The organism is Limimaricola sp. G21655-S1 (assembly GCF_027213785.1).
Classification (GTDB): domain Bacteria; phylum Pseudomonadota; class Alphaproteobacteria; order Rhodobacterales; family Rhodobacteraceae; genus Limimaricola.
The window spans coordinates 278,711-291,789 of the sequence record NZ_JAPWGO010000001.1; the positions used below are offsets into that span (position 1 = coordinate 278,711).

At 68.7% G+C, this 13,079-nt stretch carries 13 protein-coding genes; 8 read left to right on the forward strand and 5 right to left on the reverse strand.

The annotated features are described in order from the left end of the window. Nucleotide 1: 1 nt before the first annotated feature. The 5 genes from O4G76_RS01410 to O4G76_RS01430 all read right to left on the reverse strand — a co-directional run bounded on the left by O4G76_RS01410 (nucleotide 2) and on the right by O4G76_RS01430 (nucleotide 5,267). Complete coding sequence (locus tag O4G76_RS01410) at nucleotides 2-922, reverse strand: CpsD/CapB family tyrosine-protein kinase (RefSeq protein WP_269395637.1); 921 nt, start codon at nucleotides 920-922, stop codon at nucleotides 2-4. 94 nt (nucleotides 923-1,016) lie between these two features. Further along, a complete protein-coding gene (locus O4G76_RS01415; protein ID WP_269395638.1) occupies nucleotides 1,017-1,991 on the reverse strand; it encodes a glycosyltransferase family 2 protein in 975 nt (324 codons plus the stop codon). Then, entirely contained in the window at nucleotides 1,988-3,229 is a 1,242-nt protein-coding gene (locus tag O4G76_RS01420; RefSeq protein ID WP_269395639.1) for a glycosyltransferase, read from the reverse strand. Before O4G76_RS01420 ends, O4G76_RS01415 begins: the two co-directional genes overlap by 4 nt. Then, nucleotides 3,226-4,167 (reverse strand): NAD(P)-dependent oxidoreductase, encoded by a 942-nt coding sequence (locus O4G76_RS01425; protein WP_269395640.1) that lies wholly within the window; start codon nucleotides 4,165-4,167, stop codon nucleotides 3,226-3,228. The genes O4G76_RS01420 and O4G76_RS01425 overlap by 4 nt, the downstream gene beginning before the upstream one ends. Continuing rightward, nucleotides 4,155-5,267, reverse strand: a complete 1,113-nt coding sequence (locus O4G76_RS01430; protein WP_269395641.1) for a Gfo/Idh/MocA family protein — start codon at nucleotides 5,265-5,267, stop codon at nucleotides 4,155-4,157. Before O4G76_RS01430 ends, O4G76_RS01425 begins: the two co-directional genes overlap by 13 nt. A gap of 181 nt (nucleotides 5,268-5,448) precedes the next feature. On the opposite strand from O4G76_RS01430, the gene O4G76_RS01435 reads away from it, so the two are divergent. From O4G76_RS01435 to uvrC, 8 genes are all read left to right on the forward strand, one after another. After that, nucleotides 5,449-6,201: a WecB/TagA/CpsF family glycosyltransferase gene (locus O4G76_RS01435; protein WP_269395642.1), complete on the forward strand. Its 753-nt coding sequence runs from the start codon at nucleotides 5,449-5,451 to the stop codon at nucleotides 6,199-6,201. A 127-nt stretch (nucleotides 6,202-6,328) separates the two neighbouring features. Next, nucleotides 6,329-7,258, forward strand: a complete 930-nt coding sequence (locus O4G76_RS01440) for an ABC transporter ATP-binding protein (RefSeq protein ID WP_269395643.1) — start codon at nucleotides 6,329-6,331, stop codon at nucleotides 7,256-7,258. Further along, nucleotides 7,255-8,016, forward strand: coding sequence for an ABC transporter permease (locus O4G76_RS01445; protein ID WP_269395644.1), 762 nt, complete (start codon nucleotides 7,255-7,257; stop codon nucleotides 8,014-8,016). The genes O4G76_RS01440 and O4G76_RS01445 overlap by 4 nt, the downstream gene beginning before the upstream one ends. Nucleotides 8,017-8,054: 38 nt before the next feature. Further along, nucleotides 8,055-8,849 carry a S49 family peptidase gene (locus tag O4G76_RS01450; protein ID WP_269395645.1) on the forward strand — a complete coding sequence of 265 codons (795 nt, stop codon included), beginning with the start codon at nucleotides 8,055-8,057 and terminating at the stop codon, nucleotides 8,847-8,849. Next, nucleotides 8,849-9,028: a hypothetical protein gene (locus O4G76_RS01455; protein WP_085896244.1), complete on the forward strand. Its 180-nt coding sequence runs from the start codon at nucleotides 8,849-8,851 to the stop codon at nucleotides 9,026-9,028. The genes O4G76_RS01450 and O4G76_RS01455 overlap by 1 nt, the downstream gene beginning before the upstream one ends. Continuing rightward, nucleotides 9,028-9,978, forward strand: a complete 951-nt coding sequence (locus O4G76_RS01460; RefSeq protein ID WP_269395646.1) for a calcium/sodium antiporter — start codon at nucleotides 9,028-9,030, stop codon at nucleotides 9,976-9,978. The genes O4G76_RS01455 and O4G76_RS01460 overlap by 1 nt, the downstream gene beginning before the upstream one ends. After that, nucleotides 9,975-10,757 carry an SDR family oxidoreductase gene (locus tag O4G76_RS01465; protein WP_269395647.1) on the forward strand — a complete coding sequence of 261 codons (783 nt, stop codon included), beginning with the start codon at nucleotides 9,975-9,977 and terminating at the stop codon, nucleotides 10,755-10,757. Before O4G76_RS01460 ends, O4G76_RS01465 begins: the two co-directional genes overlap by 4 nt. A 280-nt stretch (nucleotides 10,758-11,037) precedes the next feature. Continuing rightward, a complete protein-coding gene (uvrC, locus tag O4G76_RS01470; RefSeq protein ID WP_269395648.1) occupies nucleotides 11,038-12,921 on the forward strand; it encodes an excinuclease ABC subunit UvrC in 1,884 nt (627 codons plus the stop codon). The last annotated feature ends 158 nt before the right edge of the window (nucleotides 12,922-13,079 follow it).

A 13,079-nucleotide genomic window follows, 5' to 3' on the forward strand; every position in this document is an offset into this window, starting at 1 on the left:
CCTAGCCGCTGCCCGAGGCGCGGTCCTCCTCGGCACGGTTCAGGATCATGCCGAGGATCGGCTTGTCCTCGCCGATGCGGCGCACGGCTTCGCGGATCTGCTCGGCGCTGTTGTGGCCGCCGCCCACTACCATCAACACGCAGTCGTAGCGGCTTCGGAACGCGGTCACGTCGTCCTGGCTCAGCGCGGGGGGCAGGTCGAACAGCACCGCGTCGGGGGCGATCTCCTCTTGCATCTGGTCGAGCACGGCCGCGGTCTTGGGGTCCTGCAGCAGCTCGGCCGCATAGGTCTCGGAACGGTCGTTGAGGCCGACCGCGAGCCCGCCGATGCCAAGCAGGTTCTGCCCGACGCGCTGCAACTGGGTGCTGCTGGACGTGGCACCGCGCAACCAGTCGGCGATCGGTCCCGGCGCCGGTGCGCCCAGAACCTCGGCGAGTCCCGGCGCCCTCAGGTCGAGATCGAGCAGCACGGTGCGGCGGTTTTCATAGCGCGACAAGGCGATGGCGAGATTGGCGGCGGTGAAGGTCTTGCCACAGCCCCGCGTCGGTGACGTGATCGCCACACGCTTCCAACCATGCTCGTCGAGCGCCTGCAGCAGGCGGGTCCGCAGCAGGTCGAAGGCGGTATGGGCGGGGTCGCGGCGACTTGCGGTGATGACGAGGTTGCTCTCGAGGACGGCTTCGTTCACCGGAATCCGGCGCAGGCTGCCCCACAGGTCATGCAGCTGCGGCAGCCGGACTTCGTCCTTGCCCAGCACGGCGGCGCGCAGCGCCCGGGTGGTGTCGTCGGTCTCGGCCGGGGCTGGCCCGGCGGGCGAGGGAGACGCGGGCTTTGGCTGCAGCGCCGCGATCCGGTCGAGAATCGCCGTGCGCGCCCCGGGCTCAAGCCGCCTCCGTCCGTCGCGCCTGCTGCGTTCGCTCATCTCCGCCATTCCCGTCACCGGCCAAATCGGCGCGAGGATAGACCGGAAACGGGGGCGAGAATAAGCCCCGATCGGGCCGTGCCCGGCGCGGTGGCTAGCGGTACTCGATCAGTCGCATTTCGCGTTTGCGCAGACGACGCAGCCGGTAGGTCAGCATGCCCTGCGCATTCGGAAACTTCGACAGGACCAAGAGCCCTGCAAGGCCGAGGGCGCGCCGACGCGGCTGGCCCGTCCGCCGCAGCCTCAGCGCGCTGCGCCCCCAGCTCACCGCCAACAATGCCGTCGCGATCAGAAGCGCCGCCGCGCCCCATGCGATCATTCCGGCCAGAGCCGCCGCAGGGAGCGCCATTCCCCATAGCCGCACCCGGCGTCGCTCGGCCCTGAAATGTCCGGGGTGGCGGTCGCCCACCTCGGCAAAGCCGTGGCCCGCGCGTACCGCGCGACGCCACCACTGGCCCAAACGGGTCATCGCGATGTCGTGGCGGGTCATGACTCGCGGCAGGCGGTGCACGCGCAGACCGAGGCCCCGCACCCGCAGGCACAGATCCTCGTCCTCCGAGCAGATGATCGCGCCGTCGAAGCCGCCGATCCGCTCGAACAGCTCGGTGCGCAGCATCATGTCGCCGCCGCAGGCCGGGATGTCGCCGGCAGGGCGGTGCCACTCCCATTCGGCCATGGCATTGTAGACCGTGGCCTCGGGGGCGATCTCGCTGCGCCAGCCGGTCACGATGCCGATGCCCGGATCGGCGACAAGTGCCGACGCGCCCGCCTCCAGCCAGCCCTGTTCGAGCGTGCAATCGCCATCGACGAACTGCACGAACTCGGGCAGACCTGCCTCCCGCAATGCTTCGAAGCCTGCATTGCGGGCGCGGGCCGCGGTGAAGGGGGCTCCGGCGTCGAGTTCGATGATCCGCGCTCCGGCCGCGCGGGCGATGTCGAGGCTGCCATCGGTCGATCCGGAATCGACATAGACCACCCGCGACCCGCTGTTTTCGAGCGAGGCGAGGCAGGCGCCGAGCCGCGCGCCTTCGTTTCGGCCGATGACCACGACGCCGGTCCGCGCGGTCATGCGATCGGCTCCGGGCGGACCGGTCCGCCGGGGCCGTCGCACAGCAGTCGCGCCAGCCGCGCCACCTCGCTGGCGGCGTCGAACTCGGCCAGCACCCGGGCCCGCCCCTCGGCCCCCATCGCGCTACGGCGCGCCGCGTCGCCCGCGAGAGCGACCATTGCCACTGCCAGCGGCATCTCGGCTCCCGGCGGCACCAGAAGGCCGGAACGGCCGTCATCGACCAGTTCGGTCACGCCGCCCACCTGGGTGGCGATCACCGGCCGGCCAGCGGCCATCGCCTCCATCAGCACCACCGGTACCCCTTCGGCGAAAGAGGGAAGGATCAGAACGCCCGTCTCCTTCAGAATCCGTGCCACCTCGGCCTGTCCCTTGTAGCCGTGGAACCGCACCGCGGCTTCGAGGCCGAGTTGGCGAGCCATGGCCTCGAACGCCGCGCGGTTCTCTCCGTCGCCCACGAGGTCGAGCGTCAGCTCCGGTCGCCTAGCCCTTGACTGCGCCAGAGCCTCCAACAGCACCGGCACGCCCTTGACCGCCGTCAGCCGACCGATGAAGAGCATCCGGTCCTCGGGCGGGGGCGGAGCATCTGCATAGAGATCCGGGTCAACGCCGCAATGCACCACGTGCAGCTTGTGCCAGTGGGCGGGGTCCGAGAACAGCATTGCCTGCGACCGCGCGAAATCCGAGATGCAGGCAACGAAGCGCGCACGCGCGATCTTCTCGCCCAAGGCCCAGTGTTCCGGGGCGAAGAAGATGTCCGGGCCGTGCAGGGTGAAGCTGTGCGGAATGCCCGATATCTCGGAAGCGAGCATCGCGACGGTGCCGGAGGATTTGGCGATGTGGTTGTGCAGATGGGTGATGCCGCGCGCCTTCATGCGTTGTGCCAGGACCAGCGCCTCACCGAAATAGATCAGGTTGTAGATGCGGCCCCGCAGCCCCTTGGGGGCCGTGCGCCATGCCAGCGCCAAGGCACGCAGGAAACGGCCCGGGTTCCGCAATGCCGACAGCTTGGCCCGGGTCATGCGCCACGGGTTCAGCGCGGCCTCCAACAGGTGAAAGGTTGCCGCGGCCTCGGCGCGCTGCTCGGGGCCGACATGGTGCGACGGGTCGGTGCGCCGCACCGAGGCGGTCTCGACCGCGACACCGAGGTGGCGCAGCGCCGCGACCTCGCGCTGGATGAAGGTGTCGGTGGCGCGGGGGTACTCCCCGGTAAGCCACATCACCGGTCCGAGGCCGGTCATGCCCGGGCCCGCCGCGCATCAGCCACCGCCACCTCGAACCCGGCTTCGGCCTGGAAGCCCAGCGCATGGGCGCGGGCATTGGCGTATCGCAGCGGCATCAGCCGCGCGCGCAGTACCTCGCGTCGCAGCAGCCCCGGCGGGCGCGAGCCCAGCGGTGTCAACGCGCGGGCCGCCATGTCAAATCCGCGCCAGCCCAGCGGCAGGCCGCGCCGGCCTAGCGCTGCAAGGAAGCGCGCCCTGTCGGGGCGATCATCGTCGAGCGCATGGATCGGTTCGATTGTCTGCGCCTGTGGCCGGGTCGCCGCGAGCACGAGGATCTGCGCGGCATGCGGCAGCCAGCACAGCGGCAACTCGCCCGCGTGGCGCGGCCCGAGGACCAGCCGCCCCAGTTCGATCCCCATATGCGCGTTCCACAGCCGACCCGGCCCGAAAATCGCCCCGGGCCGGACGATCCGAAGCTGCGCGCCGTATCGCGCCGAGATTTCGCACGCGTCTCTCTCCTGCGCGAGCTTGGCGCGGGTATAGGCGTCGCGCCGCTCGGGGTGTGGCTCGACGGGCGTCGCCTCGTCCACGAGGGCAAATGGCGCGAGATCTTGGGTTCCCAGCACCGAGATCGAGCTGACCAGAACCAGCCTTGCGCCGGCCTGCGCGGCCCGCTGCAACAGCGCGGCACTCGGCGTTACCGTATCACGGGCCTGCGCCGCGTCATCGCCCGACATCCGCGCGGCGGCATGGATCACCGCCGCCGCGCCGTCGAGCGGTGGCAGCTCGCGGCGCAGATCGGCGCGGATCACCTCGATGCCGGGATCGGTCGCCCAGGCCTCGGGTGGATCGCCGCGCAGGATCGCACGCACCGGAAAGTTCTCTTCCCGTGCCCGCGCGACCACGGCGCGGCCCAGGAACCCACCCGCCCCGGTGACGGCGATCACGTCGCCCACGGCATCGGCTCCATGGGTTCGCAGCGCGTTTTCATGTCGCGCACGGCCCCCTCCTGGATCGCCAGCGTCACCTCGGTCAGGTGCAGCGCGTAGTCTCCGGCGAGGCGGCTCTCGCGGCCTGCCGCGATGGCGTCGAGCATCTCGGCGGGCCCAAGCGCGAAGTCCATCCGCGCCGCACCACGGCGGCGGGGCTTCGGCTGATGCGTGCCCTTGAGCGATACGTCGCGCGCCAGCGGGCTTTCCAGCAGGCGGCGACGCAGCCGCATCCGTCGGCGAAACCGCACCGGCGCGTGGTTGTCCCAGGCACGGCCCACTTCGATCACGCCCTCATCGCCGAAGATCCGTAGCCGATGGTCGTGCGGCGCCGCGATCGAGCAGGTGAGCCGCGCCACCGGGCCGCTTTCGAAGAACAGCGCCGCGACCGAGAAGTCCGGCGCCGCATGCCGCAGCCCGGGCTTGTCGGGAACGACCTCGGCCGCAGCCGAGACCACGCGGCGCACCGGCCCCAGATGCGCGATCAGCCAGGACAGCCAGTAGCCCGCATGTTCCAGCGTGCAGCCGGTGGCGAACTCGTCCTCGGCGGGCCAGGGCGCCCCGCTCTCGCTCTTCCAGTCGCGATAGGGCGCCTGCGGGATGAAGCCGTCATCGAGCTCGGCATAGATCAGCCGCGGCGTACCGCCGACGCCCATGCGCAGCGCCCGTCCCAGCCCCTGCGCGGACTGCGACAATACCGACGAGGGTGCCGAGGCCAGCTGCCGACCGCGGGAGCGGGCGAGATCGTGCAGCGACTGGGCGGTCTCCATGTCGGTGACCAGCGGCTTTTCGGACCAGACGTGGCGGCGGGCGCGCAGGCAGCCGCGAATGATCGTCTCGTGGCTCTTGGGATTGGTCAGGTTCAACACGAGCCCCTCGGCGGGCAGTGCCTCGCAGGCCGCGGCCGGGTCCGGCAGCGGCGTCAGGCCCCAATGTGCACAGAAGGCAGCCTGTCGCGCGGCGTCGCGGTCATGCGCCCCCAGCACCCGGATTTCGGGATGCGCCGTCAGGCTGCGCATGTAGAGATCGGCGACATAGCCGCATCCGATCACTGTAACGTCCTTCATCGCGGCGCGGCTCCGTTGTGTCGCATCGGGCTCTGGCACGCTTGCCGGTCCGGAGCCGCTCGGTACAGAAGGGAGATGGCGACAATCGGGCGGCCAAGGTTCCCCGCCCGTATCGCTAAGCGAGTGCGGCGGGCGCGCCAAGGGGCCGGATCGCGATCCGGCGGAGCCAGAGGAAAGAGCGATGGAATTCGATCACGGCGCCGGGCTGGTCCGGGTGAACATCACCGATCAGGCGGCGCTCTTGGCCGAAATCGGTGCGCGTTTCGCGGCGCGACGCGGCTTCGCGCTGGCTACGCTCAACCTCGACCATCTGGTGAAGCTGCGTGCTGACGCGGGCTTTCGCGCAGCCTATGCGGCTCAGGACCTCGTGACGGCCGACGGCAACCCGGTGGTCTGGCTGTCGCGTCTGGCAGGTTGCCAAGTGGCGCTTCTACCCGGTGCCGACCTGATCGTGCCGCTCGCGCGATTGGCGGCGGCTCGGGGCGTTCGGGTGGCCTTTATCGGTAGTACGGAGGACAGCCTCCGGCGGGCGGCGGATGCGTTGGCGCGGCAGGTGCCGGGATTGGAGGTGGTGGAGCGAATCGCGCCGCCGATGGGCTTCGATCCCGACGGGGAGGCTGCCGATGCCGCGCTTGATTCGGTGGCCCGGAGCGGCGCCGGTCTCGTGTTTCTCGCGTTGGGCGCGCCCAAGCAGGAGCGGCTGGCGGCGCGGGGCCGGGCGCGGCATCCGCAGCTGGGCTTCGTCTCGATCGGCGCCGGGCTCGATTTCCTCGCGGGCCACCAGCGTCGGGCGCCATCATTGGTGCGGCGGCTGGCGCTCGAATGGCTCTGGCGCGCGGCCTCAAACCCCTCCCGCCTTGCCGGGCGATATGCGCGCTGCGCCGCGATCCTGCCGGGCGAGGCGTTCAGGGCGTGGCGGCTGCGAAGCCGTTGAGAGGCGTTCCCATCGGTTCCGGCCGACAGCCCTGTGCGCTGATGCGCGGAGATCGCGGTATCGCCGGGGTTTCGTGTGCAACGGCCCGCCGTTATCGTCCCGGCAATTCCATAGAAGGCTCCGTAGCATGGCCCCCATCGTGTCGGTCCGTGACCTGACCAAGACCTATGCGGGCGGTTTCACCGCCCTCGACGGCGTGTCGCTCGATATCGAGGAGGGCGAAATCATCGCGCTGCTCGGACCGAACGGTGCTGGCAAGACGACGCTGATCTCGACGATCTGCGGCATCACCATGCCCACGGGCGGCACCGTCGAGGTCGGCGGCCACGACGTGGTGCGCGACTGGCGGCAGGCCCGCGACCTGATCGGGCTGGTGCCGCAGGAGATCGCGCTCGAGCCGTTTTCGACCGTGTGGAACAACGTGCGCTTCACCCGCGGCCTGTTCGACCGGCCGCGCGACGATGCGCATCTGGAGCGGCTGCTGCGCGACCTGTCGCTCTGGGAAAAGCGCGACGCCAAGGTGATGGAACTGTCGGGCGGCATGAAGCGCCGGGTGCTGATCGCCAAGGCGCTGAGCCATGGCCCACGAATACTGTTTCTCGACGAGCCGACGGCCGGCGTCGACGTGGAACTCAGGCGCGACATGTGGCGCGTGGTCGAACGGCTGCGCGGGGAGGGGGTCACGATCATCCTCACCACCCATTACATCGAGGAGGCCGAGGCCATCGCCGACCGGATCGGCGTCATCTCCAAGGGCCGGATCATGCTGGTCGAACGGACCGAGGACCTGATGCGGCGGCTGGGCCGCAAGGAGCTCCGGATCGAGCTGGCCGAGCCGGTGGAGGCGCTGCCCGACACGTTGCGCCGCGAAGGGCTGGAGCGGGTCGATGGCGGCCAGGCGCTGGTCTATACCTATGACACGCATGCCGAGCGCACCGGCATCACCGCGCTTCTCGCCGATCTGCAGGCGGCCGGTCTGCAGCTGGCCGATCTCTCCACATCCAATTCTAGCCTCGAAGAGATTTTCGTCGGACTGGTGAAGGAGGACGCGGCATGAACTTCGGCGCCGTATCCGCGATCTACAGGGCCGAGATGGCTCGCTTCTTCCGTACGCTGCTGCAGAGCTTCATCTCGCCGGTGATTTCGACTTCGCTCTATTTCGTGGTGTTCGGCTCAGCCATCGGCGGCCGCATCCAGGAGGTCGAGGGCATCGCCTATGCCGCCTTCATCGTGCCGGGGCTCGTCATGCTCTCGGTGATGACGCAGGCCACCTCGAATGCCAGCTTCGCGATCTATTTCCCGAAGTTCATCGGCACGATGTACGAGTATCTCTCGGCCCCGATCAGCTTCTTCGAGATCACGCTGGGCTTCGTGGGCGCGGCGGCGACCAAGGCGCTGTTCATCGGGCTGGTGATCCTCGCCACCGCGACGCTCTTCGTCGATCTCACGATCCTGCATCCGGTCTCGATGCTGGCCTTCCTGATCCTGACCTGCATCAGCTTCTCGCTATTGGGCTTCATCATCGGCATATGGGCCAAGAATTTCGAGCAGCTTCAGCTGATCCCGCTTCTGGTGATCACGCCGCTCGTCTTCCTCGGCGGCAGTTTCTACTCGATCTCGATGCTGCCTCCGGCTTGGCAGGTGGTCACCCGCTTCAACCCCGTGGTGTATCTGATCTCCGGCTTCCGCTGGTCCTTCTTCGGGCAGGCCGACGTGCCGATCGGGGTGAGCCTTCTGGCGATCTCGGGCTTCACCGCGCTGTGCCTCGGGATCATCTGGCTGATCTTCCGCACTGGCTGGCGGATCCGCTCCTGACCTTGTGATGGGGCAGGGCGGGGCCTAGATGTCGGAGCATGATGCACTGGCTGCCGTTCCGCCCCAAGGGCCCCGTCGTTTCCGTCATTCGCCTGCAGGGCGCCATCGGCATCGCCGGGCGTGGCCTCGACGATGCGGGCACGGCCGCGATGATCGAGAAGGCGTTCAAGCGCGGCAAGCCCGCCGCCGTCGCCATCGAGATCAACTCGCCCGGCGGCTCGCCGGTGCAATCGGCGCTGATCGCCGCGCGAATCCGCCGGCTGTCGGAGGAAAAGGGCGTGCCGGTGCTGGCTTTCGTCGAGGACGTCGCGGCCTCGGGCGGCTACTGGCTCGCGGCGGCGGCGGACGAGATTTTCGCCGATCGCGGCTCGATTATAGGCTCGATCGGGGTGATATCTGCGGGCTTCGGCGCGCATGAGCTGCTCGAGCGCAAGGGCATCGAGCGGCGCGTGCATACCGCCGGCAAGTCGAAGAGCTTTCTCGACCCGTTCCGCCCCGAAAAGCCCGAGGATGTGGCCCGGCTGGAGCGCTGGCTCTCCGAGATGCACGACTACTTCATCGACCACGTGAAGAGCCGTCGTGGCGCCCGGATCGCCGATGACCCGGACCTGTTCACCGGCGAGATATGGATCGGCCAGAAGGCGGTCGAGAAGGGGCTTGCCGACGGGATCGGCCATCTCGTGCCGACCCTCAAGGCGCGGTTCGGCGACAAGGTGCGGCTGCGGCGCTATGCCAAGCGGCGGCCCTTCCTGAGCCGCTTCGGCGCGGCGCTGGCCGGGGAGACGATGGGCATGATCGAGGAGCGCGCGGGTTTCGCCCGCTTCGGTCTTTGATGCTGATCAAGATCGTCACGCTGTTTCTGGTGGGCATGGTGGTGCTCGCGATGTTCGGAAAGCTGCGGCTCCCGAAGCCCAAGGGTCCGAAGGGCCTGCTCGGGCGGGGGAACTGCGCCGCCTGCGGGCGGCCGAGGATAGGCAAGGGGCCCTGCCCCTGCGGAAAGGACAGGACCTGATGGATTGGCTGATGGTGGCGGCGGGGCTGGTGCTCCTCGTCTTCGCGGGCGACGCTTTGGTGAAGGGCGCGGTGAATTTGGCGCTGCGCCTAGGCATACCGGCGTTGATCGTGTCGCTGACCGTGGTGGCCTTCGGCACCTCGGCGCCGGAGCTGCTGGTTTCCGTGGACGCGATCCTCAAGGGCACTCCCGGCATCGCGCTGGGCAATGTCGTCGGCTCGAACGTCGCCAACGTGCTGCTGGTCCTCGGCATTCCCGCCCTGATCACCACGCTGCACGCCAGCGGCGGCTCGGACACCCGGTCAAGCTTCCTGCAGATGATGGGGGCCACCTTCCTGTTCATGGCGCTGGCCTTCACCGGCGTGCTGTCCTGGGGCGCGGGCCTGCTGCTGCTGGCGGCGCTGGCGGCGATGCTGATCTATGCCGCCCGCGTGGCGCACAAGCACCGCAACGGCAATGGCGGCGAGCTCTCCGAGGAGGAGGTCGAGGGCGCCGACCCGAGGATGCGCGGCTGGAAGGTCGCGGCCTATCTGCTGGCGGGTGTCATCGGTCTGCCGGTGGGCGCCGACCTGCTGGTGACGGGCGCGGTGTCCATCGCCGAGACCTTCGGCGTCTCGGATGCCGCCATCGGTCTCACCCTCGTCGCGATCGGCACATCTCTACCGGAGCTTGCAACGACCGTCATGGCCGCTATCCGTCGGGAAGCCGATGTGGCGATGGGCAACGTGATTGGATCGAACATGTTCAACCTTCTTGGAATTCTGGGCGTGGCGAGCCTCGTGGGACCGATCCCCGTGGGCGCCGAGTTCCTCGGCTTCGACCTGTGGGTGATGCTGGCGGCCTCGCTGCTGCTGGTGCCCTTCGTCTACTGGGGGCGCGACGTGACGCGCGGCTGGGGCGTTGCGCTGACCGCGCTCTACGTCGCCTATGGCGTGACGGTGCTGGCATGAAGGCGCGGGCACTCGTCACCGGCGCGGGCGCGCGGTTGGGCCGCGCCATGGCGCTCGATCTGGGGCGCCGCGGCTTCGACGTGATCGTGCATTACAACACCTCCAGGGGCCCCGCCGAGGAGGTGGTGGCCGAGATTCGCGCCATGGGCCGCGAGGCGCATGCGCTGGAGGCCGACCTGCTCGACGAGGCGGCGACCCAGGCGCTGGTGCCGCGTGCCGTGGAGGCGCTGGGCGGGCCGATCACCTGCCTCGTCAACTCCGCCTCGATCTTCGAATATGACAGCATCGAGAGCGCGACCCGCGAAAGCTGGGACCGCCATATCGAAAGCAACCTGCGCGCGCCCTTCGTGCTGACCCAGAGGGTCGCCGAGGGGATCACCGCGCCGGGCCGCGATGCGCGGGGCGAGCCGGTGGCGCAGGGCCTCGTCGTCAACATCATCGACCAGCGGGTGCGCAAGCTGACGCCGGATTTCATGTCCTACACCATCGCCAAGATGGGGCTCTGGGCCTTCACCCGCACCGCCGCGCAGGCGCTGGCACCGCGGCTGCGCGTCAACGCCATAGGCCCCGGCCCGACGCTGCAGGGTGCGAAGCAGAGCGACGAGCACTATGCCGCGCAGCGCGCCAACACCGTGCTACAGCGCGGCTCCAACCCCGAGGACATCTGCGCGGCGCTGGGCTACTTCCTCGACGCGCCCGGCGTCACCGGGCAGCTTCTCTGCGTCGATGGCGGCCAGCATCTGGGCTGGCAGACGCCCGATATCCAAGGTCACAACTGATCTTGCGCACGGCCCCGTCCACCGGTTCGTCCACCGGGGCTGTGCGCAATCCATCCGATCGCGGCGTGGGGATGAAATCTTCGCGATCCCCTCGGGTTTCCCCTGCGAAAACAGCGGATTGGCGGCGCCCAAAAAACAGGCATATTCATCAACCCCCTGACTCTCCAAGCCGAATCCACACCCTCCCGGCGCTGTCCACCAGCTTATCCCCAGAAACGGTGGACAGCTTTGCACATGGCGTTGGGACAACTAGATTGCAGGGCCCGCGCATGATGCCGATATGGACCGCATGACCGAGACCCAGACCGATACCCCGAAGGCACCACTGACCGGACATGAGCTGATCCGCTCGCAGCTGCGGCTGATCGACGGCTCGCCCGGCGTCTACCGGATGCTCGATGCCGAAAGCCGGGTGCTCTATGTCGGCAAGGCGCGCAACCTGCGGGCCCGGGTGTCGAGTTATGCCCGCCCCAGCGGGCATTCGGGCCGGATCGCGCGGATGATCCGCGAGACCGCCTCGATGATGTTTCTCACCACGCGGACCGAGACCGAGGCGCTGCTGCTGGAGCAGAACCTCATCAAGCAGCTCAAGCCGCGCTACAACGTGCTCCTGCGCGATGACAAGTCGTTCCCCAACATCCACATTTCGGATCACGCGTTTCCGCAGATCGGCAAGCATCGCGGCGCCCGCAAGGGGCCGGGGCAGTTCTTCGGACCCTTCGCCAGCGCCGGCGCGGTGAACCGGACGCTGAACCAGCTGCAGAAGGCGTTCCTCCTGCGCAACTGCACGGATTCGGTGTTCGAGGGCCGCACCCGACCCTGCCTGCTGCACCAGATCAAGCGCTGTTCGGCGCCCTGCACCGGCGAGATCAACGCCGAGGATTACGCGCGTTCGGTCGATGACGCGGTGCGGTTCCTGTCGGGCAAGTCGACCCAGGTGCAGGAGGTGCTCGGCCGCCAGATGGCCGAGGCCTCGGAGAACATGGAGTTCGAGCGCGCCGCCGCCCTGCGCGACCGGATCCGGGCGCTGACGCAGGTGCAAACCGCGCAGGGTATCAACCCGCGCGGCGTTTCCGAGGCCGACGTGATCGCGCTTCATCTCGAGGGCGGACAGGCCTGCGTGCAAGTGTTCTTCATTCGCGGCAACCAGAACTGGGGCAACCGCGACTACTACCCCCGCGTTTCGGGGGAGGAGGACCCTGCCGAGGTGATGCAGGCCTTCGTGGGCCAGTTCTACGCGGACCGCGAACCGCCGCGCCAGCTGATCCTGAGCCATGGGCTCGACGATCCCGATCTGGTGGTCGAGGCGCTGAGCGAGAAGCTTGGCCGCAAGGTCGAGGTTCTGGTGCCGCAGCGGGGCGAGAAGGCCGAGCTTGTCGAGGGCGCCCAGCGCAACGCCCGCGAGAGCCTCGCGCGGCGGATGTCCGAGACGGCGACGCAGGCAAAGCTGCTGCGCGGCCTCGCCGAGGCTTTCGGTCTCGACGAGGCGCCGCGCCGGATCGAGGTCTACGACAACTCTCATATCATGGGCACCGACGCGGTCGGCGGCATGATCGTCGCGGGACCCGAGGGCTTCGAGAAGAGCCAGTACCGCAAGTTCAACATCAAGGGCACCGAGATCACGCCGGGCGACGATTTCGGCATGATGAAGGAGGTGCTGACGCGTCGTTTCTCGCGGCTGCTCAAGGAGGATCCGAACCGCGAGAGCCCGTCTTGGCCGGACCTGCTGCTGATCGATGGCGGTGCCGGGCAGGTCAGCGCGGTGCAGCAGATCCTCGACGAGTTGGGTGTCGACGACGTGGCGATGATCGGCGTCGCCAAGGGGGTGGATCGCGATCACGGCAAGGAGGAGTTCCACCGCACCGGCATGCGGCCCTTCGCGTTGCCGCGCAACGACCCGGTGCTCTACTTCATCCAGCGGCTGCGCGACGAGGCGCACCGTTTCGCCATCGGCACGCACCGTGCCAAGCGGTCCAAATCCGTGGGCGCGACGCCACTGGACGAAATCGCCGGCGTGGGCGCCACGCGCAAGCGCGCGCTGCTGGCGCATTTCGGCTCGGCCAAGGCGGTGAGCCGCGCCAACCTCGCCGATCTCAAGGCGGTGCAAGGCATCTCGGAAAGCCTCGCGGAGAAGATCTACGGCCATTTCCACGAGAACGGCTGATCGCTTCGCAGCGACTTTGTTCCGAAAATACGCCCGCCGGAGGCGGACACCCGGCTCACCACGGGCACGCTCCTGACCGGCCGGGCGCCATGCGTATTTGAAGAACAAAGTCGGGGCATGGCGCGCCAGCCATCGATCGGCCGCTGGCTATGGCAAGA

Bases quoted from the DNA above. Each gene is read 5' to 3' on its own strand.
- O4G76_RS01410 (WP_269395637.1), bottom strand. From the start codon at position 922: ATGAGCGAACGCAGCAGGCGCGACGGACGGAGGCGGCTTGAGCCCGGG.
- O4G76_RS01415 (WP_269395638.1), bottom strand. From the start codon at position 1,991: ATGACCGCGCGGACCGGCGTCGTGGTCATCGGCCGAAACGAAGGCGCG.
- O4G76_RS01420 (WP_269395639.1), bottom strand. From the start codon at position 3,229: ATGACCGGCCTCGGACCGGTGATGTGGCTTACCGGGGAGTACCCCCGC.
- O4G76_RS01430 (WP_269395641.1), bottom strand. From the start codon at position 5,267: ATGAAGGACGTTACAGTGATCGGATGCGGCTATGTCGCCGATCTCTAC.
- O4G76_RS01435 (WP_269395642.1), top strand. From the start codon at position 5,449: ATGGAATTCGATCACGGCGCCGGGCTGGTCCGGGTGAACATCACCGAT.
- O4G76_RS01440 (WP_269395643.1), top strand. From the start codon at position 6,329: ATGGCCCCCATCGTGTCGGTCCGTGACCTGACCAAGACCTATGCGGGC.
- O4G76_RS01445 (WP_269395644.1), top strand. From the start codon at position 7,255: ATGAACTTCGGCGCCGTATCCGCGATCTACAGGGCCGAGATGGCTCGC.
- O4G76_RS01450 (WP_269395645.1), top strand. From the start codon at position 8,055: ATGATGCACTGGCTGCCGTTCCGCCCCAAGGGCCCCGTCGTTTCCGTC.
- O4G76_RS01455 (WP_085896244.1), top strand. From the start codon at position 8,849: ATGCTGATCAAGATCGTCACGCTGTTTCTGGTGGGCATGGTGGTGCTC.
- O4G76_RS01460 (WP_269395646.1), top strand. From the start codon at position 9,028: ATGGATTGGCTGATGGTGGCGGCGGGGCTGGTGCTCCTCGTCTTCGCG.
- O4G76_RS01465 (WP_269395647.1), top strand. From the start codon at position 9,975: ATGAAGGCGCGGGCACTCGTCACCGGCGCGGGCGCGCGGTTGGGCCGC.
- uvrC (WP_269395648.1), top strand. From the start codon at position 11,038: ATGGACCGCATGACCGAGACCCAGACCGATACCCCGAAGGCACCACTG.